The sequence below is a fragment of the Halomonas sp. LS-001 genome, from assembly GCF_052983955.1.
This window is the reverse complement of record NZ_CM129816.1, coordinates 2,496,814-2,523,515: the sequence shown is the minus strand read 5'-3', so window position 1 is coordinate 2,523,515 and position 26,702 is coordinate 2,496,814. Positions and strand designations below refer to the sequence as shown.

The 26,702-nt window shown below is 53.0% G+C and carries 25 protein-coding genes and 3 tRNA genes; 22 read left to right on the top strand and 6 right to left on the bottom strand.

Annotated features, from left to right (window positions below; translation table 11 throughout):
• Positions 1-23: 23 nt before the first annotated feature.
• Entirely contained in the window at positions 24-2,036 is a 2,013-nt protein-coding gene (locus ACU6TU_RS11490; protein WP_447141541.1) for an oxidoreductase, read from the top strand.
• Between the two features lie 58 nt (positions 2,037-2,094).
• On the opposite strand, the gene ACU6TU_RS11485 is transcribed toward ACU6TU_RS11490, so the two are convergent.
• On the bottom strand, positions 2,095-2,409 hold the full coding sequence (locus ACU6TU_RS11485; protein ID WP_447141540.1) for a high-potential iron-sulfur protein: 315 nt from the start codon (positions 2,407-2,409) through the stop codon (positions 2,095-2,097).
• 324 nt (positions 2,410-2,733) lie between these two features.
• On the opposite strand from ACU6TU_RS11485, the gene ACU6TU_RS11480 reads away from it, so the two are divergent.
• The 4 genes from ACU6TU_RS11480 (at position 2,734) to ACU6TU_RS11465 (ending at position 8,102) form a co-directional block, all read left to right on the top strand.
• Positions 2,734-3,009 (top strand): Lrp/AsnC family transcriptional regulator, encoded by a 276-nt coding sequence (locus ACU6TU_RS11480; protein ID WP_447141539.1) that lies wholly within the window; start codon positions 2,734-2,736, stop codon positions 3,007-3,009.
• A 51-nt stretch (positions 3,010-3,060) separates the two neighbouring features.
• Positions 3,061-3,918, top strand: coding sequence for a DNA/RNA non-specific endonuclease (locus tag ACU6TU_RS11475; RefSeq protein WP_447141538.1), 858 nt, complete (start codon positions 3,061-3,063; stop codon positions 3,916-3,918).
• Positions 3,919-4,273: 355 nt separating this feature from the next.
• The gene (locus tag ACU6TU_RS11470; protein WP_447141537.1) at positions 4,274-6,274 is read left to right on the top strand and encodes a nidogen-like domain-containing protein; all 2,001 of its coding nucleotides are present in this window, start codon (positions 4,274-4,276) and stop codon (positions 6,272-6,274) included.
• A gap of 64 nt (positions 6,275-6,338) precedes the next feature.
• Positions 6,339-8,102, top strand: a complete 1,764-nt coding sequence (locus ACU6TU_RS11465) for an Ig-like domain-containing protein (protein WP_447141536.1) — start codon at positions 6,339-6,341, stop codon at positions 8,100-8,102.
• 311 nt (positions 8,103-8,413) lie between these two features.
• Here ACU6TU_RS11465 and ACU6TU_RS11460 read toward each other — a convergent pair.
• The 3 genes from ACU6TU_RS11460 to ACU6TU_RS11450 form a co-directional block, all read right to left on the bottom strand.
• A tRNA-Leu gene (locus ACU6TU_RS11460) sits at positions 8,414-8,500 on the bottom strand.
• A 97-nt stretch (positions 8,501-8,597) separates the two neighbouring features.
• Positions 8,598-8,684, bottom strand: a tRNA-Leu gene (locus tag ACU6TU_RS11455).
• 76 nt (positions 8,685-8,760) lie between these two features.
• Positions 8,761-8,847 (bottom strand) — tRNA-Leu (locus ACU6TU_RS11450).
• Between the two features lie 282 nt (positions 8,848-9,129).
• Here ACU6TU_RS11450 and rnr point away from each other — a divergent pair.
• The 9 genes from rnr to ACU6TU_RS11405 all read left to right on the top strand — a co-directional run bounded on the left by rnr (position 9,130) and on the right by ACU6TU_RS11405 (position 17,185).
• The gene (gene rnr / locus ACU6TU_RS11445) at positions 9,130-11,541 is read left to right on the top strand and encodes a ribonuclease R (RefSeq protein WP_447141535.1); all 2,412 of its coding nucleotides are present in this window, start codon (positions 9,130-9,132) and stop codon (positions 11,539-11,541) included.
• 67 nt (positions 11,542-11,608) lie between these two features.
• The gene (rlmB, locus tag ACU6TU_RS11440) at positions 11,609-12,433 is read left to right on the top strand and encodes a 23S rRNA (guanosine(2251)-2'-O)-methyltransferase RlmB (protein ID WP_447141534.1); all 825 of its coding nucleotides are present in this window, start codon (positions 11,609-11,611) and stop codon (positions 12,431-12,433) included.
• Positions 12,434-12,686: 253 nt separating this feature from the next.
• Positions 12,687-13,079 (top strand): 30S ribosomal protein S6, encoded by a 393-nt coding sequence (gene rpsF, locus ACU6TU_RS11435; protein ID WP_447141533.1) that lies wholly within the window; start codon positions 12,687-12,689, stop codon positions 13,077-13,079.
• A gap of 33 nt (positions 13,080-13,112) precedes the next feature.
• Positions 13,113-13,340 carry a 30S ribosomal protein S18 gene (gene rpsR / locus ACU6TU_RS11430; RefSeq protein ID WP_100821415.1) on the top strand — a complete coding sequence of 76 codons (228 nt, stop codon included), beginning with the start codon at positions 13,113-13,115 and terminating at the stop codon, positions 13,338-13,340.
• A 12-nt stretch (positions 13,341-13,352) separates the two neighbouring features.
• Positions 13,353-14,204: a hypothetical protein gene (locus tag ACU6TU_RS11425; protein WP_447141532.1), complete on the top strand. Its 852-nt coding sequence runs from the start codon at positions 13,353-13,355 to the stop codon at positions 14,202-14,204.
• Between the two features lie 15 nt (positions 14,205-14,219).
• The gene (gene rplI, locus ACU6TU_RS11420) at positions 14,220-14,666 is read left to right on the top strand and encodes a 50S ribosomal protein L9 (protein ID WP_100821417.1); all 447 of its coding nucleotides are present in this window, start codon (positions 14,220-14,222) and stop codon (positions 14,664-14,666) included.
• Between the two features lie 129 nt (positions 14,667-14,795).
• On the top strand, positions 14,796-16,181 hold the full coding sequence (gene dnaB, locus ACU6TU_RS11415) for a replicative DNA helicase (protein ID WP_447141531.1): 1,386 nt from the start codon (positions 14,796-14,798) through the stop codon (positions 16,179-16,181).
• Positions 16,182-16,261: 80 nt separating this feature from the next.
• Positions 16,262-16,555, top strand: a complete 294-nt coding sequence (locus ACU6TU_RS11410) for a hypothetical protein (RefSeq protein WP_447141530.1) — start codon at positions 16,262-16,264, stop codon at positions 16,553-16,555.
• 327 nt (positions 16,556-16,882) lie between these two features.
• Positions 16,883-17,185 carry a DUF6482 family protein gene (locus ACU6TU_RS11405; RefSeq protein WP_447141529.1) on the top strand — a complete coding sequence of 101 codons (303 nt, stop codon included), beginning with the start codon at positions 16,883-16,885 and terminating at the stop codon, positions 17,183-17,185.
• Between the two features lie 135 nt (positions 17,186-17,320).
• Here ACU6TU_RS11405 and ACU6TU_RS11400 read toward each other — a convergent pair whose 3' ends face one another.
• Positions 17,321-17,716 (bottom strand): thiol-disulfide oxidoreductase DCC family protein, encoded by a 396-nt coding sequence (locus ACU6TU_RS11400; protein ID WP_447141528.1) that lies wholly within the window; start codon positions 17,714-17,716, stop codon positions 17,321-17,323.
• Between the two features lie 81 nt (positions 17,717-17,797).
• Entirely contained in the window at positions 17,798-19,375 is a 1,578-nt protein-coding gene (locus ACU6TU_RS11395; protein ID WP_447141527.1) for a cryptochrome/photolyase family protein, read from the bottom strand.
• Positions 19,376-19,485: 110 nt separating this feature from the next.
• Between ACU6TU_RS11395 and hemH the strand changes: the two genes are divergently transcribed.
• The 8 genes from hemH to mnhG all read left to right on the top strand — a co-directional run bounded on the left by hemH (position 19,486) and on the right by mnhG (position 26,670).
• Positions 19,486-20,559: a ferrochelatase gene (gene hemH, locus ACU6TU_RS11390; protein ID WP_447141526.1), complete on the top strand. Its 1,074-nt coding sequence runs from the start codon at positions 19,486-19,488 to the stop codon at positions 20,557-20,559.
• A 241-nt stretch (positions 20,560-20,800) separates the two neighbouring features.
• Positions 20,801-23,131 (top strand): putative monovalent cation/H+ antiporter subunit A, encoded by a 2,331-nt coding sequence (locus ACU6TU_RS11385; RefSeq protein WP_447144239.1) that lies wholly within the window; start codon positions 20,801-20,803, stop codon positions 23,129-23,131.
• Positions 23,124-23,555, top strand: a complete 432-nt coding sequence (locus ACU6TU_RS11380; protein WP_447141525.1) for a Na+/H+ antiporter subunit B — start codon at positions 23,124-23,126, stop codon at positions 23,553-23,555. The genes ACU6TU_RS11385 and ACU6TU_RS11380 overlap by 8 nt, the downstream gene beginning before the upstream one ends.
• A gap of 36 nt (positions 23,556-23,591) precedes the next feature.
• Positions 23,592-23,939 (top strand): Na+/H+ antiporter subunit C, encoded by a 348-nt coding sequence (locus ACU6TU_RS11375; protein ID WP_447141524.1) that lies wholly within the window; start codon positions 23,592-23,594, stop codon positions 23,937-23,939.
• Positions 23,936-25,534 (top strand): Na+/H+ antiporter subunit D, encoded by a 1,599-nt coding sequence (locus ACU6TU_RS11370; RefSeq protein WP_447141523.1) that lies wholly within the window; start codon positions 23,936-23,938, stop codon positions 25,532-25,534. The genes ACU6TU_RS11375 and ACU6TU_RS11370 overlap by 4 nt, the downstream gene beginning before the upstream one ends.
• Complete coding sequence (locus ACU6TU_RS11365) at positions 25,531-26,004, top strand: Na+/H+ antiporter subunit E (RefSeq protein WP_447141522.1); 474 nt, start codon at positions 25,531-25,533, stop codon at positions 26,002-26,004. Before ACU6TU_RS11370 ends, ACU6TU_RS11365 begins: the two co-directional genes overlap by 4 nt.
• Positions 26,004-26,273 (top strand): monovalent cation/H+ antiporter complex subunit F, encoded by a 270-nt coding sequence (locus ACU6TU_RS11360; RefSeq protein WP_447141521.1) that lies wholly within the window; start codon positions 26,004-26,006, stop codon positions 26,271-26,273. The genes ACU6TU_RS11365 and ACU6TU_RS11360 overlap by 1 nt, the downstream gene beginning before the upstream one ends.
• Positions 26,266-26,670, top strand: coding sequence for a monovalent cation/H(+) antiporter subunit G (gene mnhG, locus ACU6TU_RS11355; RefSeq protein ID WP_447141520.1), 405 nt, complete (start codon positions 26,266-26,268; stop codon positions 26,668-26,670). The genes ACU6TU_RS11360 and mnhG overlap by 8 nt, the downstream gene beginning before the upstream one ends.
• The last annotated feature ends 32 nt before the right edge of the window (positions 26,671-26,702 follow it).

Genomic DNA, 26,702 nt, shown 5'->3' with positions numbered 1-26,702 from the left:
ATCTGTTTGAACGAGGAAGCCCGATGACTGCTTACCCACACCTGTTTCAGCAGCTACAGCTTGGCCCTTTGGCGTTGCCTAACCGCATTCTGATGGGCTCGATGCATACCAATCTGGAAGAAACGCCAGACGGCTTTGCCCGGCTGGCGCATTTCTACGCGGAACGTGCGCGCGCAGGCGTGGGCTTGATTGTTACCGGGGGTATTGCACCCAATCCGGAAGGGGCGGTGTTTCAGGGAGCCAATGCACTCACAGACGAGTCTCAGCTGGCAGAGCATCGCCAGGTGGTAGAGGCGGTTCACGCCGCAGGCGGGTATCTTTGCATGCAGATTCTGCACGCAGGGCGTTATGCCTACTCACCTGATCTGGTGGCACCCTCTGCCATTCAGGCGCCGATTAACATGTTCGCCCCGCGAGCGTTGGAAAGCGATGAGGTTGAGCAGCAGATCGCCGACTATGTGCGCTGTGCCCGTTTGGCCCAACAGGCAGGTTACGATGGCGTTGAGATCATGGGCTCGGAAGGGTATCTGATCAATCAGTTTATCTGCCAGCGCACCAATCAGCGTGACGATCAGTGGGGCGGGAGTTTTGAAAACCGTACGCGCTTTGCGATTGAAATTGTACGCCGTGTGCGTGAAGCGGTGGGTGCATCTTTTGCGGTGATTTTCCGCCTGTCGATGATTGATCTGGTTGAAGACGGCAGTAGCCAGGAGGAAGTCATCGCGTTGGCCAAGGCCATCGAAGCAGCGGGAGCGGATGCGCTGAATACCGGTATTGGCTGGCATGAAGCCAGGGTGCCGACCATTGTCACCAGTGTGCCACGGGCTGCCTTCACACGGGTCACGCAGCGGCTGCGCAGCGAAGTCGCCTTACCGCTGATCACCACGAACCGGATCAATATGCCGGACGTGGCCGAACAGGTGCTGGCCGACCATCATGCTGACATGGTTTCCATGGCGCGCCCGTTTCTCGCCGACCCGGAATGGGTGAGCAAAGCTCAAAAGGGGCTTGCCGATGAAATCAATACCTGTATTGCCTGTAATCAGGCCTGCCTTGACCACACCTTTGCAGGCAAATTGACGTCTTGTCTGGTCAATCCCCGTGCCTGCCACGAAACGCAAATTGTTCTGGCACCTGCTGACGTTGCTAAACGCATTGCAGTTGTAGGGGGTGGGCCAGCTGGGCTTGCCACTGCCGTCACAGCGGCCCAATGCGGCCATCAGGTTGTGCTGTTTGAGCGTCAGAGTGAGCTGGGCGGTCAGTTCAACTATGCCCGCAAGATTCCGGGCAAGGAAGAGTTTGATGAAACTCTGCGTTATTTCCGCGTCATGCTGGAAAAACACGAGGTAGACGTGCGTCTCAATACGGCGGCTGATGTAGAAGCCCTATCGGCATTTGACGAAGTGGTTCTGGCCACTGGCGTACGCCCACGCGGGCTGGACCTTCCCGGTGCTGAGCATCCCAGCGTGTTGTCCTATGCCGAGGCGATCAGCCAGCCGCAGCGAGTGGGCAAGAAAGTTGCCGTGATCGGTTCAGGTGGTATCGGTTTTGATGTGGCAGAACTGCTGGTTAACCAGCTGCCAACCGCGCTGGATATTGACGCCTGGTGTGACGAGTGGGGCGTGGACCTTGAGGTCAAACAGCCCGGTGGTTTGAAAGCCGCGCAGCACCCGGAAAGCGCCCGTGAGGTAGTGATGTTGCAGCGCAAGACATCCAAGCCCGGCAAGAATCTGGGTAAAACCACTGGCTGGGTCCATCGTGCTTCGTTAAAGCAGCATGGGGTCAAAATGCTTGCCGGTTGTGAATACCTCAGGATTGACGATCAAGGCCTACATCTTCTTCACAACGAAGAGCCGCTGGTACTGGCGGTCGATAACATTATTGTGTGTGCCGGACAGGAATCCGTCCGTGACCTGCTGATGCCTTTGGAACAGGTGGGCACCAAGGTGCATATTATTGGCGGGGCGGATGAAGCGGCCGAGCTGGATGCCAAGCGTGCCATTGAGCAGGGAATGCGAGTCGCTACTCAACTTTAGGCAATAAAAAGCCCGCTGAAAGCGGGCCTTTGCATCATGGTGATGGAACAGGGTTTGCTTAAGCAGCAGCTGTCCAGGACTGGCACCAGCCATTCGGCTCAACACTGTTCTGCGGGAACAGCTGACAACCTTGATTATCGGCCGTGTAGAACATGCAGTTATCACAAACCTCGCCTTCTTCGTAGGCGGGGTGGTCGCTGGCATCGCTGGCGTCTTCTACGTAGTTCAGCGCTTGTGCATTCGTTGCGGACGGATCAAGACGTGGCAGATCCTGAGCAAAAGCGGTTTTGGAAAGAATGCCAGCACCCAGCGGTAGTGCCGCAAGGCCGAGCATTGTATTACGCATGAAGTCACGACGGCTTTGATTGGCCATGATTTCTCCTTATCGTCACGGTCTGACGTTTAGTCACTCTAAAGGGTGGTTTTCCACCTCTACTAGACTCCGACAGAACCTGCCTAACGGAGTTCACAGTTATCTTAGCGGATGCGCTGACAGAGTGCGAATAAGCTTACCCGTCAGCGACAATTCGCCACGTAAGGCATGGGTATCGTATTGGCGGGGGCGCTGTTTTCTCTTTACTGCGAACTAAGCCGTTGCCCTGTATACTGCGACCAAGCTTTTACTCAACAATGCATCCTATTCAATACCGTGTTTCATTCAACACTACGTTTTTCAACAACAGGCGAGGCTCTTTCCATGCAAAATGCCGTCATACTGATCAATACCGAAAAAGGCCAGGTGAAATCGGTAGCTGAACGTCTGGCCGACGTTGAGGGCATCAGTGAAGTCTACTCTACTTGCGGTCGCTACGACCTGATCGCCATTGCCCGTACACGAGACTTTGAAAGTCTGGCAGAGCTGGTGACCGAGCGGCTGAATGCCGTGGAAGGTATCAGCGATACCGAAACCCTCAACGCCATGCAGGTGCATTCGCGCCATGATCTGGAAACCATGTTCTCGGTAGGCTGGTAGCGCCCGTTTCCAGCTGCCATCTTCCCTGTTTTACTAAAAGGAGTTAGTACCGTGGGTCGTGTATTGTCGCGTTTTCGTCGTCATGGCCGTCGTCTTGCCATCACCGCTGTATTTGTTGTGATTGGCTCGGGGCTGTGGCTGTTTCAGGAGCAAACCTACCGTGATGACTATACCTGGGAAGGGGTGCCGACCTGGGATGAGCTTAGCCTGAACTCGTTTCACCGCGTGATGCGCAACGACGGCTACCTGCTGGGCTGGTCGGATGTGCGTGCTGGTGCGCTATGGGTCAGTTATCAATTAGCCGCCGTTGATGATGCGTCTATTGGCAGCCGCCCTGGCTTCTCGGCTGACTGGCGAACGCTATGGCCGATCGGGACTAACAGCTACTCAGGCAGCGGCTACGACCGTGGGCACCTGGCGCCTAATTATGCCATTGCCGCGGTGCACGGCCGTCAGGCGCAGGTGGATACCTTCCTGATGAGCAATATGTCGCCGCAAACGCCGGGGCTGAACCGCCAGCTCTGGCAGCGTCTGGAAGAAGCCGTGATGGACCATTTTGCCCCGCGGTTTGACCAGCTACAGGTAATCACCGGCCCGATTTATGCCGAAGGCTTTAGCAACGTGATGGATCGCGTGGGTTTTGTGGAAATACCGATCGCCTTCTACAAGATCATTGTCGCCCCGGCCCCGGAAGCCCCAAGCGCGCTGGCATTTATCATGCCGCAGAACGTGCAGGGCAACGAGCCGCTGGATGATTACCTGGTATCCATCGACGAGGTGGAACGGCAAACCGGTTTGAATTTCTTCCCGGATATCACCCCCGCAACCGAACAAACCCTGGAAGGCCAGATACGCACTAACGGCTGGGCGCTGGAGGAGGTCGCACGCAAGCCCGGGCGGTTTCAGTAATAACGCTATTCCTGATTGAGACGATCAGCGGTATGAGAAGCAAATTGTAGCATCAAAGGGAAGGGGGCAGTGTTCTAGCATACTGCCCTCTTTTTTATGTGGTGGTGTGTCTCTTATCCTATTGTCTAGTATTTTTTTGTAGCTTTTTTGAGAAATGCCCCTCCTCTTTAGTGATAAAACTGCTAAAGTTTGCATATGGTTAACATTATGTAAGCTTTTTTTGCATTTATTACTTATGTACATGGTGTGTAGGTGATAAACGATTGGTATTTAAGTAAATATTGGTATTTAAGTAAATACTGTTGAAAAAACAGTATCTGTTCTGCGTGGTGTGAGCATTGCAGGGAAAATTGACATGTCATCTTTAGTGATTCCGGGAGAGCCACTTGGCAACCTTGATGGCAGCGATATCCTTGAGGCTCATTCTTCTACAAATGAAACCAATGAAGCGGGAACTTACCGTATGAGTAACATAACAAACGACCTCTCTTCTTCCATGATGTCAAACGGCGTGGCTTTCAGTGGTACCTCCCTTCTTTCAGGGCTTGGGGGCGAAGCAGGGTTTGGGGAAAATATTCTTCCGAGAAATGATGATAGTTCAACAGCCGAGATTGATATTTCCCAGGTTTTTGAAAATGGAATAAATTTTTTCGGTCGTGAATTCAATAGTCTTTGGGTTAATAATAACGGCAGTGTGACCTTTAATGGGGCACGCAGTGCCTTCACCCCATCCGTCATTACCGAGAACTCCGGTAACCCGGAAATTACTCCTTTCTTTGCTGATGTTGATACCCGGGGTGGAGAAGCCGAAATCTCTTCAGCGGGAGGAAATTCTACGGGCTCCAATCTGGTTTATTATGATTTCGATACGGTAAATGATCGTTTTATTGTCACCTGGGACGATGTGGGTTATTTCTCCAGACAGACTGACAAACTGAATGCTTTCCAGCTGATCCTTTCTGATCGTGGGCAGGGTGATTTTGACATCGAGTTTCGCTACGAAAATGTTGAATGGACGACAGGTTCAGCGAGCGGTGGAACGGACGGGTTAGGTGGACAGGTTGCGCGTGCTGGGTATACCGCAGGCACGGGGGATCCTGATGCATTTTTCGAGCTACCGGCTTCGGGTGATCAAGAAGCGATCCTGGCCCTCGATGAAGTTGAAGGAAATACTGGTCAAATTGGTCAATGGTTATTTCCGGTGCGTTCAGGTGACATTGTCAGTGCAGACATTCCGCCTCTGCCAGACCCAGCTGCAGCAGGCGCTGTTTCCGGTGACCCCCATCTGGTCACTCTTGATGGGTTGGGGTACGACTTTCAGGCAGTCGGTGAGTATGTGCTGTCCAGAGGAGCCCAGAATTCTGATTTTGAAATACAGGCTCGTTTTGTACCGATCGGTGATAACGCCAGCGCGACATCTGCGGTAGCAACGTCAATGGGTAATGTTGACGTCATGATAGACGCCACCAGTCAGACTCCTATATTAGTTGACGGTGTTGAAACAACAGTTGACGATTTCTCATCCATTGCCGTTGGCGATGACCGGATCTATAGAGAAGATAATCGCTATACCTTTGTGTATGCCGGTGAAGATGGTGTGGTCAACGAAGGTGATAGCCGTCTGATCGTCGATCTTGTGAATGATCGTGTCGATTTCCAGGTGCGTCTTAACGAAGAACTGGCTGGTTCCGTTGAAGGGTTGCTGGGTGATGGCGATGGCGATACTTCCAACGATGTAGCTCTGGAAGACGGTACGGTATTGGAGCGTCCCTTCGCGTTTGAAGATCTTTACGGCGAGTATCGTGACGATTGGCGGGTCTCAAATGAAGGCGACAGCCTGTTTAGTTACGCTGAAGACGAAAGTCTTGAAGGTTTTTATGATGAAAGTCACCCCAACAGTATCATCAGTGTTGATGATCTTGACCCTGAAACACGGGCTGAGGCAGAGCAGCTGGCGTCTGATGCAGGTCTGACACCGGGCACCGTCAGCTTCAACAATGCTGTACTGGATTATGGCCTGACAGGTGATAATAGCTTTATTGATTCAGCCGTTTCAGCTCCACGCGTAGCGACAGAAGATTTTATTGAAGTCAGCCCACCGGAAGATAATGATGAACTCCTGGTGGCAGCCGACTTCAACAACGATGGCGCCATTGATGTGGATGATCTGCTGATTTTCCGCGAAGTGTTCGGTGCCGATGATTTCGAGGAAGGCACAACAGAAGCCGATGCCGACCTGGATGATAACGGCGCTGTTGACGTTGATGATCTTCTGATTTTCAGAGACGTTTTCGGTCAGACAGTGGATGTGTCTGAGACAGTGATGGGAGTGTCTGAACTTAGCTACGAATTCTGATGCTTACAGGGCATCTTATGCCATCTTTATACCGTATTTATATTAATTTTTTTGGAGTGCAATAATGGCGAGCCTTTCCTTTCAGCCTTCCAGTTCCGAACCGTTTGCAGTAGGTGATACAGTCACCTTTACATTGGTGGGTTCAGATCTGCCTGCTCTCGCGGGTGTTTTCTTTGACCTGACCTATGATGCGTCGATTCTGAGCTATCAGGGGGTTGAGTTTGATGAGCGACTGGACTTCCAGACAGATCGAGATGAGCCGAGTGATGCCAGCGGTCAAATAACACTGGAAAATATTCAGGGGGGCACTTTCAACAATGATCCCTCCGGTGACTTTACTGTGGCGACTTTGACCTTTGAGGTTCTTGCTACCGGTGATGCTGCAGTTAATGTGGCGCCACGTGGGTCAGATGGTCGCTTCTTTGTTGATGCTGATAACAATGCGGTGAATGTCAATACGCCGAGCCCAGCCAACATCGTGGTTTTACCCCCTAACACCCCGCCGGTTGCCATGGATGATGCAACAGTTACCAGCGAAGATGAATCGGTCATCATTAATGTGTTGGCCAATGATAATGACCCAGATGGCGACGACCTGACAATTACAGAGCTGGGCACCTCCTCTAATGGCCAGGTGGTCAATAATGGTGACGGTACTGTCACCTATATTCCTGCTGCTGATTTCAATGGCTCAGACAGTTTTACTTACACCATTGATGATGGCCGTGACGGCACAGCCACAGCTACTGTTGATGTCAGTGTTCTGGCGGTTAACGATGTGCCAGTCGCACAGGACGATGCCGCAGCGACTAATGCTGGAGAGTCGATCACCATTGATGTACTGACCAATGATTTTGATGTCGATGGTGATGTGTTAACGGTAGTTGGGCTTGGCGAAGCTTCCAATGGCGAGCTTGTCGATAACGGCGATGGTACAGTTACCTACACCCCCGATGAGAATTTCACGGGAACGGATACTTTTTCCTACACGATTGATGATGGTAATGGTGCCACCGATACGGCGGCAGTCTTTGTTGATGTGACGTCGGTATCAGAAGGTTCAGTTGATTTCTGGAACTGGTGGTTCGGTTTGAATAACGGCGGCAATCCTGGACAAGGCATTAATCTTGCTGCCAACAATGACGAAATTGCCGGTCGTTTTGGTTGGCAGGTCGATGGAAATTTCTTTGCGGACAATGGGAATGGCGTTGACCAGCTTCCTCAAGGAACAGAAATTACCTCTATTGCCGGGCAGTCGGTGGTGTTTGGTGATGAAATTGCTCTGGAGTCCGGTGCCACCGTGGTTGTGCAGGAAAACGGTGACTTTATTTATGACCAGGGGTCGGCCTTTGCTTCCACCGAAGCGGGTTCATCCGTCACTGATAGCTTTGAGTACATGATTGCCACTAGTGATGGGCAGTCATCTTCCGCTGTTGTCTCAGTTGACCTGGGTGAAGCAACGGACACCGTCAGTTTTTCGGCGGTTGAAGCGCTTTATCAGGTGGCATTTGACCGCGAGGCCGATGCGGGAGGTCTTGAATACTGGTCAGGCGTCATGGATGAAGGTAACAGCCTGTTTGATATAGCGGACTTCTTCTTTGATTCTGAAGAATTTGCCAGTGTGAATGGCGATGACATGGATAATGAAGACTTCCTGGCGTTGCTTTATGACAATGCGTTTGAGCGCACGCCTGATGCGGGTGGTGTGGAATACTGGAGCGGCGCATTAGAAGATGGCGTGGTGGATCAAGGCGATGTGATGGCGTACTTTGCCTCATCCGATGAAATGCAGACCAAGTACCTGGCGGAAGGCTTTATCTTCGCCTGATAGCAATGCCTGGTAGTTAAACGTCGTCATCAACTAAGCGGCTATTCTTATTCGGTGTCTGAAACAGCCGAAAAGGGTAGTCGCTTTGTTGTTTTGATCAGATAGCCGCGGTAATAACGTCAGTGGCTAAACGCTGGGCGTGTGTCATTCAAGAAATTTTGAAGTATGGGGTAGAACCAGAAAGCGCTAAAAACGAGAGGAAGTACTATTGCTACGCGTGAGAAGGATGCTTATAGGAAGTCTTGATTATAGAAAGTACAGCGACGAATAGAGAGAGATGTTAAGAAGAATACTTGAGATATCAACAATATTGGTGCCCAGGAGAGGACTTGAACCTCCACGACCATACGGTCACTAGCACCTGAAGCTAGCGCGTCTACCAATTCCGCCACCTGGGCTTGAGCAATACTGTTGTTTTGCCTGTCAGTTGCTACCTGTCAATGAACAATCAAAGTTCGACTGACAAAGTAAGTTTTAACTAACAAAGTGTTCGATTGGTGCCCAGGAGAGGACTTGAACCTCCACGACCATACGGTCACTAGCACCTGAAGCTAGCGCGTCTACCAATTCCGCCACCTGGGCGAACACTTACCGCAATTACGGTTTTTTACTGCGCCATCATTTATCAGGCAGCTTTAATAAAGCTGATGAAATGATGTGGTGCCCAGAAGAGGACTTGAACCTCCACGACCATACGGTCACTAGCACCTGAAGCTAGCGCGTCTACCAATTCCGCCATCTGGGCAATTGGCGCGTATGATACCGAGATGGTCATGAAATGCAAGTATTTTCCTTGTCTTCCGGTGATGTTATTAAGTGTTTTTCGTCGCTCTGGTGAGAATTCTTGTACTTACGTGGTTGGGTGATGCTGCGAGCAGCGCTATACTGGAGGAATGATCAAACATAACCAAGTAAATTTCAGCTGTATTGCCGCTGACCCCGCTAGTAAGCGACACCAGCCGCCTGCGAAATCTCACCGCGCCATCGCCCAATTAGCTGAAGAGAAAGAATCAAGGATGCTGACCGTATGAAAAAGTGGACGCTGAGTGACGACCCGCACGCGAGCCGTGAAGCACAGAAATATGATAATCCGGCCCCGAGCCGTGAATATTTGCTGGATGCCCTGGAAACTTACGGCAAGCCCATCACCCATGAAAATATGAGCCGCGTACTGGGGATTGAGGATGAAGATCACCAGGAAGCGGTGCGTCGTCGTCTGGCGGCAATGGAACGTGATGGCCAAGTGCTGCGTGACCGCCGTGGTGCTTACGCGCTGATTAACAAACTTGACCTGATCAAGGGCAAAGTGCTTGGCCATCGTGATGGTTTCGGGTTTGTGCTGCGTGATGATGGCAAAAAGCCTGACTTGGTATTGCCACCACGCCAGATGCGGCGTGTCTTCCACGGCGACCACGTCCTGGTGCGCGTGAGTGGCCGTGACCGGCGCGGGCGTGACGAAGCCACCATTGCTGACGTGATCTCGCGTAATACCCAGACCATGGTCGGGGTTTATCGCAGCAATACGCCGGAATTTGGCGTGCTGGTGCCGGAAAATCCGCGTATTACCCAAGAGGTGATTATTCCGCACAGCGCCTCTGGCGGTGCCAAGGATGGGCAGGTGATTTCTGCCAACATCACCCAGCAGCCAGCTACTCGGGTTCAGCCAGTGGGTGAGGTGATTGAAGTGCTTGGGGAGCGGATGGACCCAGGCATGGAAATCGATATTGCGATTCGCAGCTATGACATTCCAGCGGAATTCTCGCCTGAAGTCATGGATCAGATTTCCACCATTTCTGCGGAAGTTGTTGAAGCGGATAAGCAGAATCGTGTTGATTTGCGCAACACTCCTCTGGTGACCATCGATGATGAGTCCGCCAAGGATTTTGATGACGCGGTCTGCGCCTGGAAAACCAAGTCGGGCAGCTGGAAGCTACTGGTTGCTATCGCAGATGTGTCTCACTACGTTCGCCCTGGTGAGCCGCTGGATAATGAAGCGCGCACTCGAGGTACCTCGGTGTACTTCCCAGGGCAGGTCGTGCCCATGTTGCCGGAATTGCTTTCCAACGGTTTGTGCTCGCTGAATCCTCATGTAGATCGTCTGGTGATGGTCTGCGAGATGAATATCTCCAAATCGGGGGCGATCAGCCGCTACCGTTTCTATGAAGCGGTGATGAACTCCCATGCGCGCCTGACCTATAACAAGGTCGCGGCCATTCTTGACCAGGAGAGTGAAGATGGGGAGACGCTGCGTAAAGAACACGCCAAACTGGTCAAGCCGTTAAACGACCTGCATGAACTGTATGAGATTTTATTTAAAGCGCGCCAGGAACGCGGAGCGCTTGAATTTGATACCACTGAAACCGCCATCATCTTTAATGATGAACGCAAGATCGAAAAAATTGTGCCGCGTAAACGCAATGACGCGCACAAGATGATTGAAGAGTGCATGCTGGCTGCCAACGTCGCCACGGCACGTTTCCTGGACAAGCACGATCTTCCGGCTCTCTATCGTATTCACGAAAAGCCGACGCCGGAGCGCCTCGACAAGCTGCGCCTGTTCCTCAATGAGTTGGGCTTGACGCTGCCAGGTGGCGACGACCCGACGCCGCAGGATTACCAGGCGCTACGTGAGACGATCAAGGATCGCCCGGATGCCGACATCATTCAGACGGTGATGCTGCGCTCAATGAATCAGGCGGTGTATTCGCCCCAGAATGAAGGGCACTTTGGGTTGGCCTATCAGGCGTATGCGCACTTCACCTCGCCGATTCGCCGCTACCCGGATCTGCTGGTGCACCGCGCGATTCGCTCAGTGGTTCGCGGGCCTCGCCAGACCAATACGGTGTTGCGGGTAGAAGGTGCGCCGGTTGAGCCGCCAAGCAAGTGGTGCCCGTATACCTTTGAACAGATGGTTGAGCTGGGCGAGCATTGCTCTATGGCCGAGCGCCGCGCTGATGACGCCACCCGTGATGTGGAAAGCTGGCTGAAATGCGAGTTCATGTCCGACAAGCTGGGCGAAACCTTCGATGGCACGATTGCTTCAGTGACTCAGTTCGGCCTGTTTGTTCGCCTGGATGAGTTCTACGTGGAAGGTCTGGTCCATGTGACCTCGCTGCCGTCGGATTACTACCATTATGAAGCGGAGAAGCACCGTCTCAAGGGCGAGCGTACCGGTACGACCTATCGCTTGGGTGACGGCGTGACGATTCAGGTGGCGCGGGTTGATATGGACGACCGTAAGATCGATTTCGGCCTCGCGGATGAAAAGCCGCGCCCGCGTCGTCAGCCCCGTAAGCGGCCTGCTGAAGCCGGCGATAGCGCCAAGCCCGGTACGGCCGACAAGAAACCCGATGATAAAAAACCGGGTGAAAAAAAGCCGTCGTCAAACCGGCGCGGTCCGCAGCGCTCCAGACGTTCGCGTAAGCCGTCTGCCAAATAACGCTGGGCCAGGGTAAGTTGGGCATCGTTAAGTCAGGCAAGGTCAGTCAGATAGATTAAGGAACACCATGAAGTCGGCTTCACGTCGCGGGGCGAAAGCCCCCAAAGGGCCTAAAGGGCCTAAAATGCCAGAAGGGCTGGACGTTGTTTACGGCGTTCATGCCTTGCAAAGTCTGCTTGATCGTGGAGAAGCACCACGTGAACTCTGGCTGCAGACCGGCGCGGAAAAACGTCTGCAGGAATTAGCGGCTCAGGCGCAGCAGATGGGAGCGCGCATCGTGGCGCAACCGCGTGATGTGCTGGATCAGATCAGCCAGGAGGCCTCTCACCAGGGCGTGGTAGCGTTCTGCAAACCTCTGGTGGCTGAAGGGGAAGAGTCGCTGTGGCTTAAGTTGCGCGCCTGGTCGGCTCCGACGCCACCTTTGCTGCTGGTGCTGGATGGGGTGACGGATGTGCATAACTTTGGTGCCTGCCTGCGTAGCGCGGATGCAGCGGGAGTGCATGGCGTGATTGTGGCCAAGGACAAGGCCGCGCCGTTAAACGCAACAGTCCGCAAGGTTGCCTGTGGCGCAGCAGAAATGGTGACGGTTTATCAGGTGACCAATCTGGCACGTGCCCTGGAAAAGCTTAAACAGGAAGGTGTGTGGATTGCCGGAACCGCCGGTGAAGCGGTCACCAGCCTCTATGACGTGGATTTCACCGGTCCAATGGCATTGGTGATGGGGGCTGAAGGCAAAGGGATGCGCCGCCTGACGCGTGAGGCCTGCGATCACCTGGTGAAGCTGCCGATGGCAGGCCAGGTGTCGAGCCTGAATGTGTCTGTCGCGACTGGTATCTGCCTTTTCGAAGCCGTTCGTCAGCGCCAGCTTGCAACTCAAGCGATTGCCAACTAAAATGCATGCGCCTGTTTATCCATTAAACGGGTGTTGCGTATCGTCTCTTCTATCCGTCCGTGCTGTTTAACAGCGTTGGAAAGAAAGAAATTCATACGGCAGGGGCAGTGCCAAACGCACTGACTCCCGTTCTGCTTGATGCTACCGGGCCGTTCACGGCAAACCGGAGTAATTTCAGTCAACTCCTTGCTTCCCTGTTGTCCTATGGTTTTTCCAAGGTGCTGAGGAAGCTGTCAAACCGCAAGGAGATCCTATGCGTCATTATGAAATCGTGTTCATGGTCCACCCGGATCAGAGCGAACAAGTGCCGGCCATGGTCGAGCGCTACACCAGCATCGTTTCCGAAAATGCCGGTACTGTGCATCGCCTTGAAGATTGGGGCCGTCGTCATCTGGCTTACCCGATCAACAAGATCCATAAAGCTCACTACGTGCTGATGAACGTTGAGTGCAACGGTGAAACGCTCGAAGAAATCGAGAATATCTTCCGTTTCAACGATGCCATCATCCGTAGCATGGTGGTACGTTGCAAGGAGGCCGTCACCGAAGCCTCTCCGATGATGAAACCGGTAGAAGAGAAGCGTCAGCGTCGCGAAGAAAGACCGCGCGATGAATCTGAGTCGGAATCAGAATCCGAATCTGCCTGATTTATCCACCACCTGCTTTAAGGAGCTTTATCCATGGCACGTTTTTTCCGTCGCCGTAAGTTTTGCCGCTTCACTGCTGAAGGTGTCAAGCAGATCGATTACAAAGATCTCGACACGCTGAAGGCTTACATCACCGAAACTGGCAAGATCGTTCCGAGCCGTATCACCGGAACCAAAGCACGCTATCAGCGCCAGCTGGCAACAGCTGTCAAGCGCTCACGTTATCTGGCACTGCTGCCCTATACCGATAGCCACCAGTAAGCGAATAACGTAATGCTGGCATTTGCCCGATGGTTCATGAAAGGCACGCCATACGCAGCTGGTGTGGCTGCTTTAGCCACCTTCATGCCGTGGCTTTACTGGCTGGGTGCAGCCATTGCCGGGCTGGTAACGCTCAGGAGTGGGTTTGCACCCGCCTTGCCGGTTATCATCGCCACCGCTGTTCCCGCTGGCTGGTGGTGGATTCAGGGTGATGTGATCCCGTTGGCAAGTGTTCTGCTTGTGACATTGATGGCGGTGGTGCTTAGAGAAAGAATGCATTGGGGAATAACCCTGATAGCAGGCACCGTCGTTGCATCGGTCATGGTGCAGATGGGGATTTTCAGCCCGCCGCAAGGCACTGAAATGATGCTGGAGCAGCTGCGCCAGGGCTCTCAGGAAGTGGATGGAATGCTCACTGAGCTGACCAATCAGGGTTACGACCCCCAGACACTGGCTACGTTGGTGGTGGGAAATGTAACAGGATTGGTCGTGTTTCTGTCAGCCATCGCCTGCCTGGTTCTGGCGCGTAGTTGGCAAGCGGGGCTATATAACCCTGGTGGCTTTCGGACTGAGTTCCACGCTTTTCGGCTGACCCCTAAAGAGCTGTTGGTGTTATTTGTCATCGGCGTTGCGGGAATGTTGCTAGGCGTTTATGCCCTGGCGATGCTGAGCTGGATTCCGCTACTGGTTGCTGGCATTGCGTTGATACATGGTGTTATTGGACTAAAAGGGATGAACGGGCTGTGGTTGGTGGCATTTTATATATTGCTGATCACCACCTGGCCTACGATTCTCATTGTGCTGCTTCTTGGGTTGATGGATACATTCGCGAACGTTCGCGCCCGTCTTGCCCGCAGCAATTGACAAGAGGTTTACGAGATGGAAGTCATTCTGCTCGACAAAATTGGTAAGCTGGGCGGCCTCGGTGACAAGGTCACTGTTAAGCCTGGTTACGGTCGTAATTTCCTGGTGCCTTACGGTCATGCCGTACCGGCCACCAAAGACAACATCGCCGCGTTTGAAGCACAGCGTGCCGAGCTTGAAGCACAGGCAGCCGAGCGCAAAGCAGAAGCTGAAGCCCGTGCTGAGCAGCTCAACGATATCGAGCTGTCACTGGTTTCCAAAGCGGGTGATGAAGGCAAGCTGTTCGGTTCAATCGGTCCGCGTGACCTGGCAGATGCTATCTCTTCTGCTGGTATCGAAGTGGCGAAAAGCGAAGTTCGCATGCCGCAAGGTCCGATTCGTCAGACTGGCGAGTATGACATCGATATCCACCTGCATGCAGAAGTGGATGCGACCGTTCGCATCGTGGTTATGGCTGAGTAAATTCAGTCTGTAAGCATAAAGCGACATATAAAGGGCGCGGGCAATCCCCGCGCCCTTTGCTGTTATAATGGCGGCAATATTGGCAGGCAGATTTCAATAGGCCCCGGGAATGTGTGAATCAAGGAGTGCATGATGCAGGATTCCGCTGATCAGGAAACGGCCGCTCTCAAGTTGCCCCCACATTCTCTGGAGGCTGAACAGTCCGTGCTGGGCGGGTTGATGCTGGATAACCAGGCCTGGGATAACATATCGGATCGTCTCGTATCCGACGATTTCTATCGTTATGAGCACCGTCTGGTCTTTAACGTCATGATTCACCTCGCGGAAGCAGGGCAGCCGCTGGACGTCGTGACATTATCCGAAGCTCTGGAAGCGCGCGATCAGTTGGACACGGTGGGAGGCCTTGGGTTTCTGGCCGAACTGGCGCGTAATACGCCCTCTGCCAGTAATATTCGCGCTTATGCGGATATCGTGCGTGAACGAGCCACCTTGCGTAAGTTGATTCGCGCTGCCAACCAGATTGCCGAAGGGGCCTTTGCGCCTCAGGGCAGGCCCGCCGATGAGCTGCTTAACGAAGCAGAGCGGCTAGTCTTCCAGATTGCCGAAGAGCGCCCTAAAACGGGCGGCCCGATTGGCATGAGTGACTTGCTGACCAAGGCGGTCGACCGCATTGATGAGCTGTTCAATCTGAAAGGCCAGATGACCGGACTGTCCACGGGGTTCCGCGATCTGGATGATATGACCTCAGGGTTTCAGCCTTCGGATCTGGTGATCATTGCAGGCAGGCCCTCGATGGGCAAGACCACGTTCGCGATGAACCTGGTGGAACATGCGGTCATTGCCAGTGACAAGCCCGTCATGGTGTTTTCCATGGAGATGCCTGCGGACTCCCTGATGCTTAGGATGCTGTCATCGCTTGGGCGGATTGACCAGACGCGAGTCAGAACCGGTCAGCTGGAAGATGAAGATTGGCCGCGCCTGACGTCTGCGGTGAACCTGCTAAAGGACAAGCAGCTGTTTATCGATGATACATCGGCACTGTCACCTAATGAGATGCGCTCGCGTATCCGTCGTGTGGTGCGAGAGCATGGCAATATGGCGATGATCATGATCGATTATCTACAGCTGATGCAGATCCCCGGTTTTTCTGAAAATCGTACCGGAGAAATCTCGGAAATTTCACGTTCCCTGAAAGGTCTGGCAAAAGAATTCAATTGCCCGGTGATTGCGCTTTCCCAGCTTAACCGCTCGCTGGAACAGCGTCCTAACAAACGGCCGGTGATGTCGGATTTGCGTGAATCAGGGGCGATCGAGCAGGATGCCGACGTCATCGCGTTTGTTTATCGTGATGAAGTGTATAACCCGGACAACCCGGATAATCAGGGCCTGGCAGAGCTGATTATTGGTAAGCAGCGTAACGGCCCGATAGGGGCCGTGCATATGGCATTTATTGGCAAATACACGCGCTTTGAAGATCTGGCACCGGATAGCTATGGCGAGGCATTTGGCGACTGATTTGAGCTTTTCAGAGTCGTTCGTATAATACTTTCTTTACACTTTTTATCTATTTGGCTGATAGAACAGGAGAAGATGCAATGGCAGGTGGTTTCCGTCGCGGCAATCGACAGCGTGCGCCTAAACTTCAGGCGCGGGGCGAACTGCAGTCACTTGAGCGGGAAGGCCCCTTCAAGGAATGGCTGGGGATGCCGGATCTCTATCGCTACTTTCTGGTCGTCGATGGTGAAAAATACAGCTATCAGACCGAAGATAGTGAGGTGCCGGTAGCCGTGGGTGATCAGGTGGTATTCCGCTATAAAGAAACCAAGGCGGGGAACTGGATCGACCGTAACTCATTGGGTAAAGCAATTGATCCTTCTGAATATCAGTAAGCGGTAAAATGCTTGGTATGTTTCATTTCGCCAGCACGCACAATAATAAGAATGGCTGCTTACGCCTTTTGTTCTTAACGATTCATCTGTAATTACCTGCTGATTTTAATTACCCATCAACCGTCGAACCCTACTTTCCGTGAGGAACGCTTGTAGGGTATAAATGTCATATACCTGACATTAACGGGCAACGGCAATGTCATAGCAAGCAGGCATTGTGAAATTTAGATGCCAGCAGGCGCTACCAATTGTGGCTTAGTGACAGTTATCCGTTGGCGGGTGATTAACGGAAATACTAAAAAAATAATGCGGACAAAAGAGGTGTTTATGGAACTCAAGGAATTAAAAAAGTTTGTCGCCAGTCACGATAACTTCGAAATTCGGGTTATCACCCATTCCGGCAGCCGTTTCTATCAGGTGGAACTGGAAGACGTTGAAGGTGAGCGACATATGCTGACGCAGCGCGCTAAACCAATGCTTTTTCGTGCGCTGGACGACGTTTATATGGAACTTAAGCGTTCAGGTGTTCATCGGGCTTACCTGGTTCAGCATGTGCCCCAGGATGAAGTGATTGGCCGTGACGCACACTATGATTCGCCGCTCACTTCGCGAATGCCGCTCGTCTTTTAAGCGAATATATTATATTAGCCGAGGATAAGCGGGTGCTTGGTTAATGAGTGCTTGAACAGTACCTACATGGTTGTCTGCTAATATTAAGTTCAACCACTTGCAGTTATCGACTTCTGTATTAACTCAACGCAAACATCAGGTCTTTTTGCGTTTGTCCCACCATCTTCCTAGCCTGATGCGATAGCGCGCAAACAGGCGATATCCGGCATCCATGATACGGTTAATGCCGGGCAGGCAGGAAAATCTTACCAGCCGCTGATAGCCTAAAACGGCATAGAGTGCGCGGCTGGCATCCATTCCGATATACCAGTGACCGGCATTGTCCAGTACATGCAACTTACCCATCATGGTGCCAAACAGTGCGCCATGTTCTCCGTCAAGAAACGCCTCCTCCTGAATATCTACCAACCCGATGCGCCGGTGATGGCGATGCCTGGCCAGCCAATCCACTTCAACGCGGCAGAAGGGGCAGTGGCCGTCGTAAAAAAGCGTGACAGGCGCTTTGGCATTTAATGCGTCTAAACGGCTCATAGAAACCTCGTTTGATAAGTCTCAGTCAGAGATCAGTCAGCTAGTCTTTATTCAGCTGGTCTTCAGTTAACTAATCTTCAGTTAACCAGGCTCAGAAGAATACCCTGCCGTGTGCACGGCTTGGCCATAGCCGGGTGTTGTCGGCAACTGACTGAGGAAGTGCTCGGCCTGCTGGTACATGGCTTCGCGTTTTTCGTCTTTCATACGGTCAAGGGAGCCATAGATCAGTTTCATGCGAGGGTTTTGCGCCAAGGCTGGACGGTGGGTTTCCAGAAAATGCCAGTAAAGACTGTTAAGCGGGCAGGCTTTCGGGCCCGTGACCTGTTTTGGTGAATAACGGCAATGCTGGCAGTGGTCCGACATTTTATCGATGTACTTGCCCGAGGCGCAGTAGGGTTTGGAGCCCATTAGCCCGCCATCGGCATGTAACACCATGCCGAGTGTATTGGGTAATTCGACCCACTCGCAGGCATCGGCATACACCGCCAGGTACCAGTCACATAATGCTTCGGGTTTGATGCCGCACAGCAGCGCGAAATTACCCGTCACCATCAAGCGCTGAATATGGTGCGCGTAGCTGTTCTCGATAGTCATTTCTATCGCTCGCTGAAGGCAGCGCATATCTGTATTGCCGTCCCAGAAAAATGCCGGTAAATCGCGTTGGAAACCAAGCGCATTCTGCGTTTTGTACTCAGGCATCTGTGTCCAGTACAGGCCACGTACATATTCACGCCAACCGAGGATCTGGCGGATAAACCCTTCCACGGCGTTGATGGGCGCTTTACCCGCAAGGTATTGCTGTTCAGCAGCATCACAGACTTCACGAGGAGAGAGCAGCCCAATGTTCAGCGCCACGGATAGCCGTGAGTGAAAAAGAAACGGTTCCTGGTCGCTGATGGCATCCTGATAACGACCAAAGTCGGCCAGACAGTGGGCAATGAAGTGGTCTAACTCATCCAGCGCCTGTTGCCGGGTGACCGGCCAGTTAAAGTTGTCGGTACTGCCGATATGCTCACTGAAGTGGTGGTTGGCGGCATCCAGAGCCTGTTGCGTTATCTCATCAATCGAGTGCCTGACGACTTGTGGCGGGGAAAATGAGGCCGGTAAAGGCTCACGGTTATCGTGATCAAAATTCCACTGGCCACCCAAGGGTGTTTTACCATCCATCAGCAGTCCAGAACGTTTGCGCTGCTCGCGGTAAAAGTATTCAAGACGTAGCTGTTTACGTCCTTGTGCCCATCGGGCGAAATCATCGGGAGTGGTAAAAAAACGATCATCCTCAACCAGCTGCCAGGGAATTGTCGCGTTAGCGCGAGATTGAATGGCGTCCCACAAGCGCCATTCGCCCGGGCGAACCACCAGAATATGATCGCACCCATAAGCCTGCGCCAGACGTTCAGCTTCGTCGATCAATGAATGCGTGTTATCAGGATCATCGAGCGCGCTGTAATGCACCTGCCAGCCCTGTTCACGTAGCGTCTGGGAAAAATGTCTCATGGCCGCCAGAATAAGCCCGATTTTGTGGATATGGTGGGGCACATAGCGAGCTTCCTCAGCGACTTCACATAGCGCGACGACGGCGTTATCAGGCAGTTCGCGAAGCGTGGGAAGGGTAAGCGATAGCTGATCACCCAGCACCAGTATCAACGGCTTGGACATGAGTTTACCTACTATTATACAAATGATGTTGATAGTATAACTTTATGCCGCCTTTTGGCTAACAATGATACCATTTAACGTAAATATGCTTTTAGCCGCAGGAGACTGACATGACAGCAGAGGTAGAAATGGATCAACCCGGCGAAGGTCGTCTGGCACATGCGCCGGACGATCACCCGCCAGTAGCTCCGGCAAAAGTTGGCGTCGTGCTGGCCAACCTGGGAACGCCGGATAACACGGATTACTGGTCCATGCGACGCTACCTGAATGAGTTCCTGTCTGATAAGCGGGTGGTCGACTATGCGGGCTGGAAGTGGCAGCCGTTGTTGCAGCTGATCATTCTGACCAAGCGCCCCTTTTCATCGGGCAAGGCCTATAAAGGCATCTGGAATACCGAAAAAGATGAAAGTCCGCTGCTGACAACCACGCGCGCCCAGACCGAGAAAATGACCGAACGGTTGAAAGCGCTGTATGGTGATAATGTCGAAGTGGATTTCTGCATGCGTTATGGCAATCCCTCTACCGAAAGCGTGCTGATGCGCATGAAGGAAAAGGGCTGCGAGCGGATTGTGTTTTTCCCGCTTTATCCTCAATACGGCTCGCCAACCACCGCGACGGCCAACGATCAGGCTTTTCGTACCCTGATGAAGATGAAATGGCAGCCTTACATCCGTACGGTGCCTGCTTATTTTGAGCATCCGGCCTATATTGAAGCGCTGGCGAACTCGGTAAAAGAAGCCTACGACGGACTGGACGGTCGTCCGAGTAAGTTGGTGGCCAGCTATCACGGTGTACCGGAGCGTTACTTGCTGGAAGGCGACCCCTATCATTGCCAGTGCCAGAAAACGACCCGTTTGATGCGTGAGAAACTGGGCTTTACCAAGGAAGAGGTTGATACCGCGTTTCAGTCGCAATTCGGGCCTGAGAAATGGGTAGGGCCTCAGACGGTGGACCATGTGGCGGCGCTTGCCCGTCAAGGGCACAAGCATATTGCCATTCTTTCGCCTGCGTTTTCGTCTGATTGCGTCGAAACCCTGGAAGAAATTCAGGAAGAAATTTACGAAAGCTTCATTGAGGCAGGCGGAGAAACATTTACTTACATCCCTTGCCTGAATGATCGTGATGATCACATCGAAGCATTGCTGCAGGTCATCAATAACGAGCTGGCAGGGTGGCTCGCCTAGCCTCTCTAAACGCTGATTGTCCTGATAACGTTGCTCTGAAAAAGGCGGCGACCCGTTGGTCAGCTGCTTTTTTCATGTTAAAAACAGGCTAGCTTGAGGCATCTTGTAAATTTAACAGCAGTATATTTAAGACCTGTATATTTAAAACTGTCTATTGGGCCGTCTATTAGAAAGCCATGTGATTTGCCAGAGCGGTAAGTCAACCGCTGACGAAAACTGCGTTTATAAAGGAGGTTCCTTGATACAATTAATGGTTATCGCAGGGTTTTTGTCAGCGGCGTCCGTGCCTTTATTGCACCGTTGGTTTGGTGAAAAAACCAGTGGCGTGCTGGCGCTATATCCCGCATTACTGGCGGCCTGGTTGCTCGGGCAGGCGCCGGATGTCTTTACCAGCGGCGCTTTGTTATTCGAGGCGCAGTGGGTGCCTTCCCTGGGGATTGGCCTCACCTTCATGCTGGATGGTCTGGCATTGCTGTTTGGCCTGTTGATCAGCGTGATAGGCGTATTTGTGGTGATTTATGCAGGTGGCTACCTTAAAGGTCATCCTGATCTGCCGCGTTTTTACATTGCCCTGATCGCGTTTATGGCCTCAATGATGGGGCTTGTGCTGGCTGATGATCTGCTGACGCTGTTTATCTTCTGGGAACTGACCAGCATCACCTCGTATCTGCTGATTGGCTTTAATCACAGTGACCTTGATGCACGCAAATCGGCTCGCCAAGGGCTTTTTGTCACCGTTGCCGGCGGTCTGGCCTTAATGGCCGGGCTTGTTCTGCTGGGCGTGGCCAGTGGTCAGTGGTCTTTTTCGGATATCCGTGCTGGCGAAATGAATCTGCGTGAGCACGCGCTTTATACGCCAATGCTGATTTGCCTGCTGATCGGGGCATTCACCAAATCGGCCCAGTTCCCGTTTCATTTCTGGCTGCCCAACGCCATGGCAGCGCCAACGCCCGTGTCTGCCTATCTGCATTCTGCCACCATGGTGAAAGCGGGCATTTATCTGCTGGCGCGATTGCAGCCTGAGCTGGGTGGCACAACGTTATGGATCATGACGCTTTCGGTGGTCGGAGGGGTGACCATGTTCACCGGCGCCTTCATGGCCATCCGGTTTACCAACATCAAAAAGCTTCTGGCATATTCCACGGTGATGGCCTTAGGTGCGCTCACCATGCTGCTGGGTATAGGAACTCACACGGCCATGGTCGCTTTTGTGGCATTCATGCTGGCCCATTCGCTTTATAAAGGCTCGCTGTTTATGGTGGCCGGTGCCCTTGACCATGCTACGGGTACCAAGGACGTCACGGCGATGGGGGGCTTGCGTGCATTGATGCCAGTCACCAGTGTCATTGCGCTGGTGGCCGCGCTTTCACTGGCCGGGGTTCCGCCATGGCTTGGGTTTATCGGTAAAGAAATGCTGTTCAAATCAGCGTTGGCGGCGGATACCTATCAGGGGCTGTTGATGCTGTTGGCTTTTGCTTCTGCCGTTCTGACTATCGCCGTTGCCGCCATCATTGCACTTCGTCCTTTTTATGGCCCGCGTCTGGTGACGCCGCGCGAACCGCATGAGGCACCTGTCAGCATGTTACTGGGGCCTGGCATATTGGCATCACTTTCGCTGTTGATCGGTGTTTTTCCAGGGCTGGTTTCGGGCCTTGTGGCCGCCACGGTGACGTCATTGACAGGGCAGCCGTCGGATGCCGATTTATCCCTTTGGCATGGCTTCAATCTGGCGCTGGCGATGTCGGTCGTAAGCCTGGTGCTCGGGTTTGTAATCTTCCGGCGCTGGGATGCCGTGAGATCACGACTGGCTCTGCTGTCACCCTTGATGCGCTATGGCCCTGAAGCGGGCTATGAAGCCTTGATGGAGGGCGTGGCGCGGATATCCGTATGGCAGACGGATGCGCTGCAAAATGGGTATATGCGTAACTATATCCTGGTGATGTTGCTGACATTGATTGCGCTTCTGGTCAATTCGCTTCTGGTACGTCATTCGCCAATTGTCAGCTTTACACTGGATGTGCGCTTTTATGAGGCCATGGTTGTTGGCACCATGGCGCTGGGGGCGTTATTTGCCGCCGTTACCCATTCGCGACTCGGTGCCGTGGTGTCAGTTGGTATCATGGGGCTTTCCATCGCACTGATATTTGTCTTTTTCAGTGCGCCGGATCTGGGTATTACCCAGTTGCTGGTGGAAACCTTGACCGTCATGTTGCTGGTGCTGGTGCTGTTTCGTTTGCCGCGTTTTACCAATCTATCAACGACGCTGGAACGCGTTCGTGACGGGTTAATCGCGGGAGTGATGGGAGGCCTGATCTGTCTGTTAATTCTGACGGCCTGGAGTATCGACCAGTTTTTGCCCATTTCGGGCTATATGATTGAAAATAGTGCACCGTTGGCTCATGGGCGGAATATCGTCAATGTGATTCTGGTGGACTATCGGGCATTGGACACTTTAGGTGAAATATTTGTGCTGGCTCTGGCGGCAATCGGTGTGATTGCCATGTTGAAGTTTGAAAGCCAGTCAGCCAATGGCGCCGCCAAGGCCGCCCGGAAGGAGTCAAACGATGGTTAAATCCGGCACGATTATTCTCAATACGGCCGCGCGTTTCTTAATGCCACTGCAACTGTTGTTTTCGGTATTTCTTCTACTGCGTGGGCACGATGAGCCAGGAGGCGGATTTATCGCCGGTCTGGTGGCAGCCGGTGCCTTTACCTTATATATGTTCGCCTTTGGTGTGACTGCCACGCGAGGCGTTCTGCGCATGGTGGACCCGCGTGATTTGATCGGTGTGGGGCTATTACTCGGTATGCTTTCGGTTGTGCCCGCCTGGTTTGCCGATCAGGCCTTCATGACCGCGCAGTGGTGGACGATACCGGTGGTTGATTTCAAAGCGTCTACGCCGCTGATCTTTGATATCGGTGTCTACCTTGCCGTATTGGGAGCGGTGACAGGGATGGTTATGTCGTTGATGGAGGTCGATAAAGATGAACCATAAACGTCTCAGTGATTGCAGTTTAACGGGAGGCCCTTTATGGAACCCTTGATGGCCGTGGGCATCGGCGTCCTGTATGCCACCGCAATTTTCCTGATGCTCAGACGCTCTATCGTCAAACTGGTGATTGGTCTGATGCTACTGTCCAATGCCGCCAACCTGCTGATTTTTACGACGGCAGGCATGACGCGAGGCGCACCGCCTCTGATACCTGAAGGCATGATGGCACCCGTCGGCGTGGTGGCTGATCCACTTCCACAAGCCTTGGTACTGACCGCTATCGTGATCGCTTTCAGCGTGATGGCGTTTGCCGTCGTGTTGATCCGACGTGCCTATGAAATCGTCAAAGCCGATGACCTGGACAAGATGAAGGAAACCGACACGTGAGGCCCGAGGTTGCGCTGCCCGTTCTGTTGCCCCTGTTTTCCGGGGCTATCTCTCTTCTGTTCTGGCGTTCCCGTCAGATGCAACGTTTCCTTGCGGTCGCAGGTAATCTGGCACTGCTGGTGGTTAGCCTGTGGCTATTTGTCGGCACTCTTGATGAGGGCTACATCACCATTGAAATGGGAGGCTGGTCGCCACCCTTCGGGATCGTATTGGTAGCGGATGTTCTCAGCGCACTGATGGTGCTGATGACCGCTATTGTCGGCCTGGTGATCGGTATCTACTCCCTCGCCACAACCGGGCGCGGACGTGAAAAATTTGGCTATTATCCCTTGATGCACCTGCTTCTGGCCGGTGTGGCTGGGGCGTTTCTGACCGGTGATCTGTTCAACCTCTATGTGTGGTTTGAAGTGATGCTGGTGGCCTCCTTCGCGCTGATGATTCTGGGTGGTGAGCGGCCACAGATGGAAGGAGCAATCAAATACGTCACGCTGAACCTGTTGGCATCGATTATCTTTCTGACGGCTGTTGGCCTGACCTACGGAACGGTTGGCACGCTTAACATGGCGGATATCGCACTGCGTCTGGATGCAGCGGAACACAGCGGTATGGTTGAAGTATTAGCCGTCATGTTCATGGTGGCGTTCGGGATTAAAGCGGCGGCTTTTCCGTTATTTTTCTGGTTGCCAGCGTCTTACCATACGCCGCCGGTTGCGGTTTCGGCTCTGTTTGCTGCCTTGTTGACCAAGGTCGGCGTGTACTCTCTGTTTCGCGTTTTCACGCTGATTTTTGACCAGAGCATGGCGTACCTGCAGGACATCATGCTGTGGGCGGCTGCGATTACCATGGTCACCGGTGTTCTTGGGGCTGCCGCGCAGTTTGAATTCCGGCGTATCCTGTCTTTCCACATTGTCAGTCAGATCGGTTACATGCTGTTGGGGCTTGCCCTTTACACGCCGCTGGCAATTGCGGGTGGCGTGTTTGCGGTAGTGCATAACATGGTGGTGAAAACCAACCTGTTCCTGATCAGTGGCATTACACATCGCCTGCAGGGCACCTATCAGCTCAAAAAAATGGGCGGCTTGTATCGTGAGCGCCCCTGGCTTGCCGTGGCGTTTTTTCTCTCGGCGTTTTCGCTGGCAGGTATTCCACCGCTTTCCGGCTTTTTTGCCAAATTTGTGATAGTGCGTGCAGGCATCGAAGCCGAAGCCTATGTGGTCACCGGCATTGCGTTGGCTGTTGGCTTCATGACGCTGTATTCGATGGTTAAACTATGGAATGAAGTCTTCTGGAAAACGTTGCCTGAAGAGAATCACGTGCCGGATGAAATCACCCCAAGCGGTGATGATGGGCGTTTGATCAAGCCAAGTCTTGGCATGATGTATTTCCCCGTCATGGTGATGGCAGCGGCCACCTTGATGATAGGGGTGTTTGCTGAGCCCATTATGCAAACCATGAACCTGATAGGTGACCAGCTACTGGCTCCGGAGCATTATATCGAGGCAGTGCTGGGTGTGGCGGCCGGTAGTGAGGCTGACTGGATTGATCAGGTGACGGCTCCACAGGATGACGCACAGCGCGAGGGGGAAACGCCATGACAGGTGCAATCTGGAACCTGTTGTTGGGGCTTGCCTGGGTGGTGTTATCGGGTGAGTTTACGGGACTTAATTTATTGGTGGGGCTCGTATTCGGCTATATCACACTGGTGTTGATTGAGCCTCAGCTGGATGCCTTGCGAGGTTATCCGGCACGCATTCCACGAATCATTCGATTTGTCGGTTTTTTTATCAAGGAGCTGGTACAGGCCAATTTGCGGGTTGCCTTTGATATTGTGACGCCACCCTGGCATATGCGACCCGGCGTCATCGCCATGCCACTGGCTGCCAAAACGGAAATGGAAATTACCATGGTCGCCAACCTGATTTCATTAACCCCCGGTACGCTGAGCCTGGATGTATCCGATGATCGCAAGGTCCTGTACATCCATGCCATGTTTTTAGATGACGAAGAGGGACTGCGTCGTAACCTCAAAGAGATGGAGCACCGCGCATTGGAGCTTTTTCGCTGATGAACCATGTCTATCTGATTGGCCAGATCATTATGAGTCTGGCGTTGGTGCTGGCCTTTGTGCGCGTTGTGCGAGGGCCGAGCCTGCCTGACCGCGTAGTGGCTATGGAATTATTTTCTACCACAGTGGTAGGAATGGTGGGGTTGCATGCCATCAAGTCGGGGGTTCCCAGTTTTCTTGATGCCGCGATTGTGATTGCGCTGATGGGCTTTCTGGCAGCAATCGGTTTTGCACGTTTTCTGGAACGGGGAGGGCCCAGGGATGATTGAGTTTATTAAAGGCACTTTTATCATCGCTGGTGCGTTATTTATATTGTTGGCCGCCGTTGGTCTCCTGCGCTTGCCTGACCTGCTCACCCGAATGCACGCCACGACCAAGGCCGCCGCCCTGGGCGTCATGCTGATCATGCTGGCCGCCGCCATGCATTTTGCGGCAACGGGCGTGGTGGCCAGGGCGCTGGCTGTTGTCGTGTTTATTTTAATGACAGCGCCGGTGGCGGCCCATGTTCTGGGACGGGCGGGGTATTTTGTCGGTACCAGACTATGGAGTGGTACCGTCAAGGATGAGTTGCGCCCCAATTACGACCCGCTGACGCACGAACTGAAAAGTGGCATGGAGACTCGTGAAAATGCCAAGCGTCAGCCACGGGATACTGACCCGGACTGAGGGCCTGAAAGGGCTGTTAACGCCCCATCCCG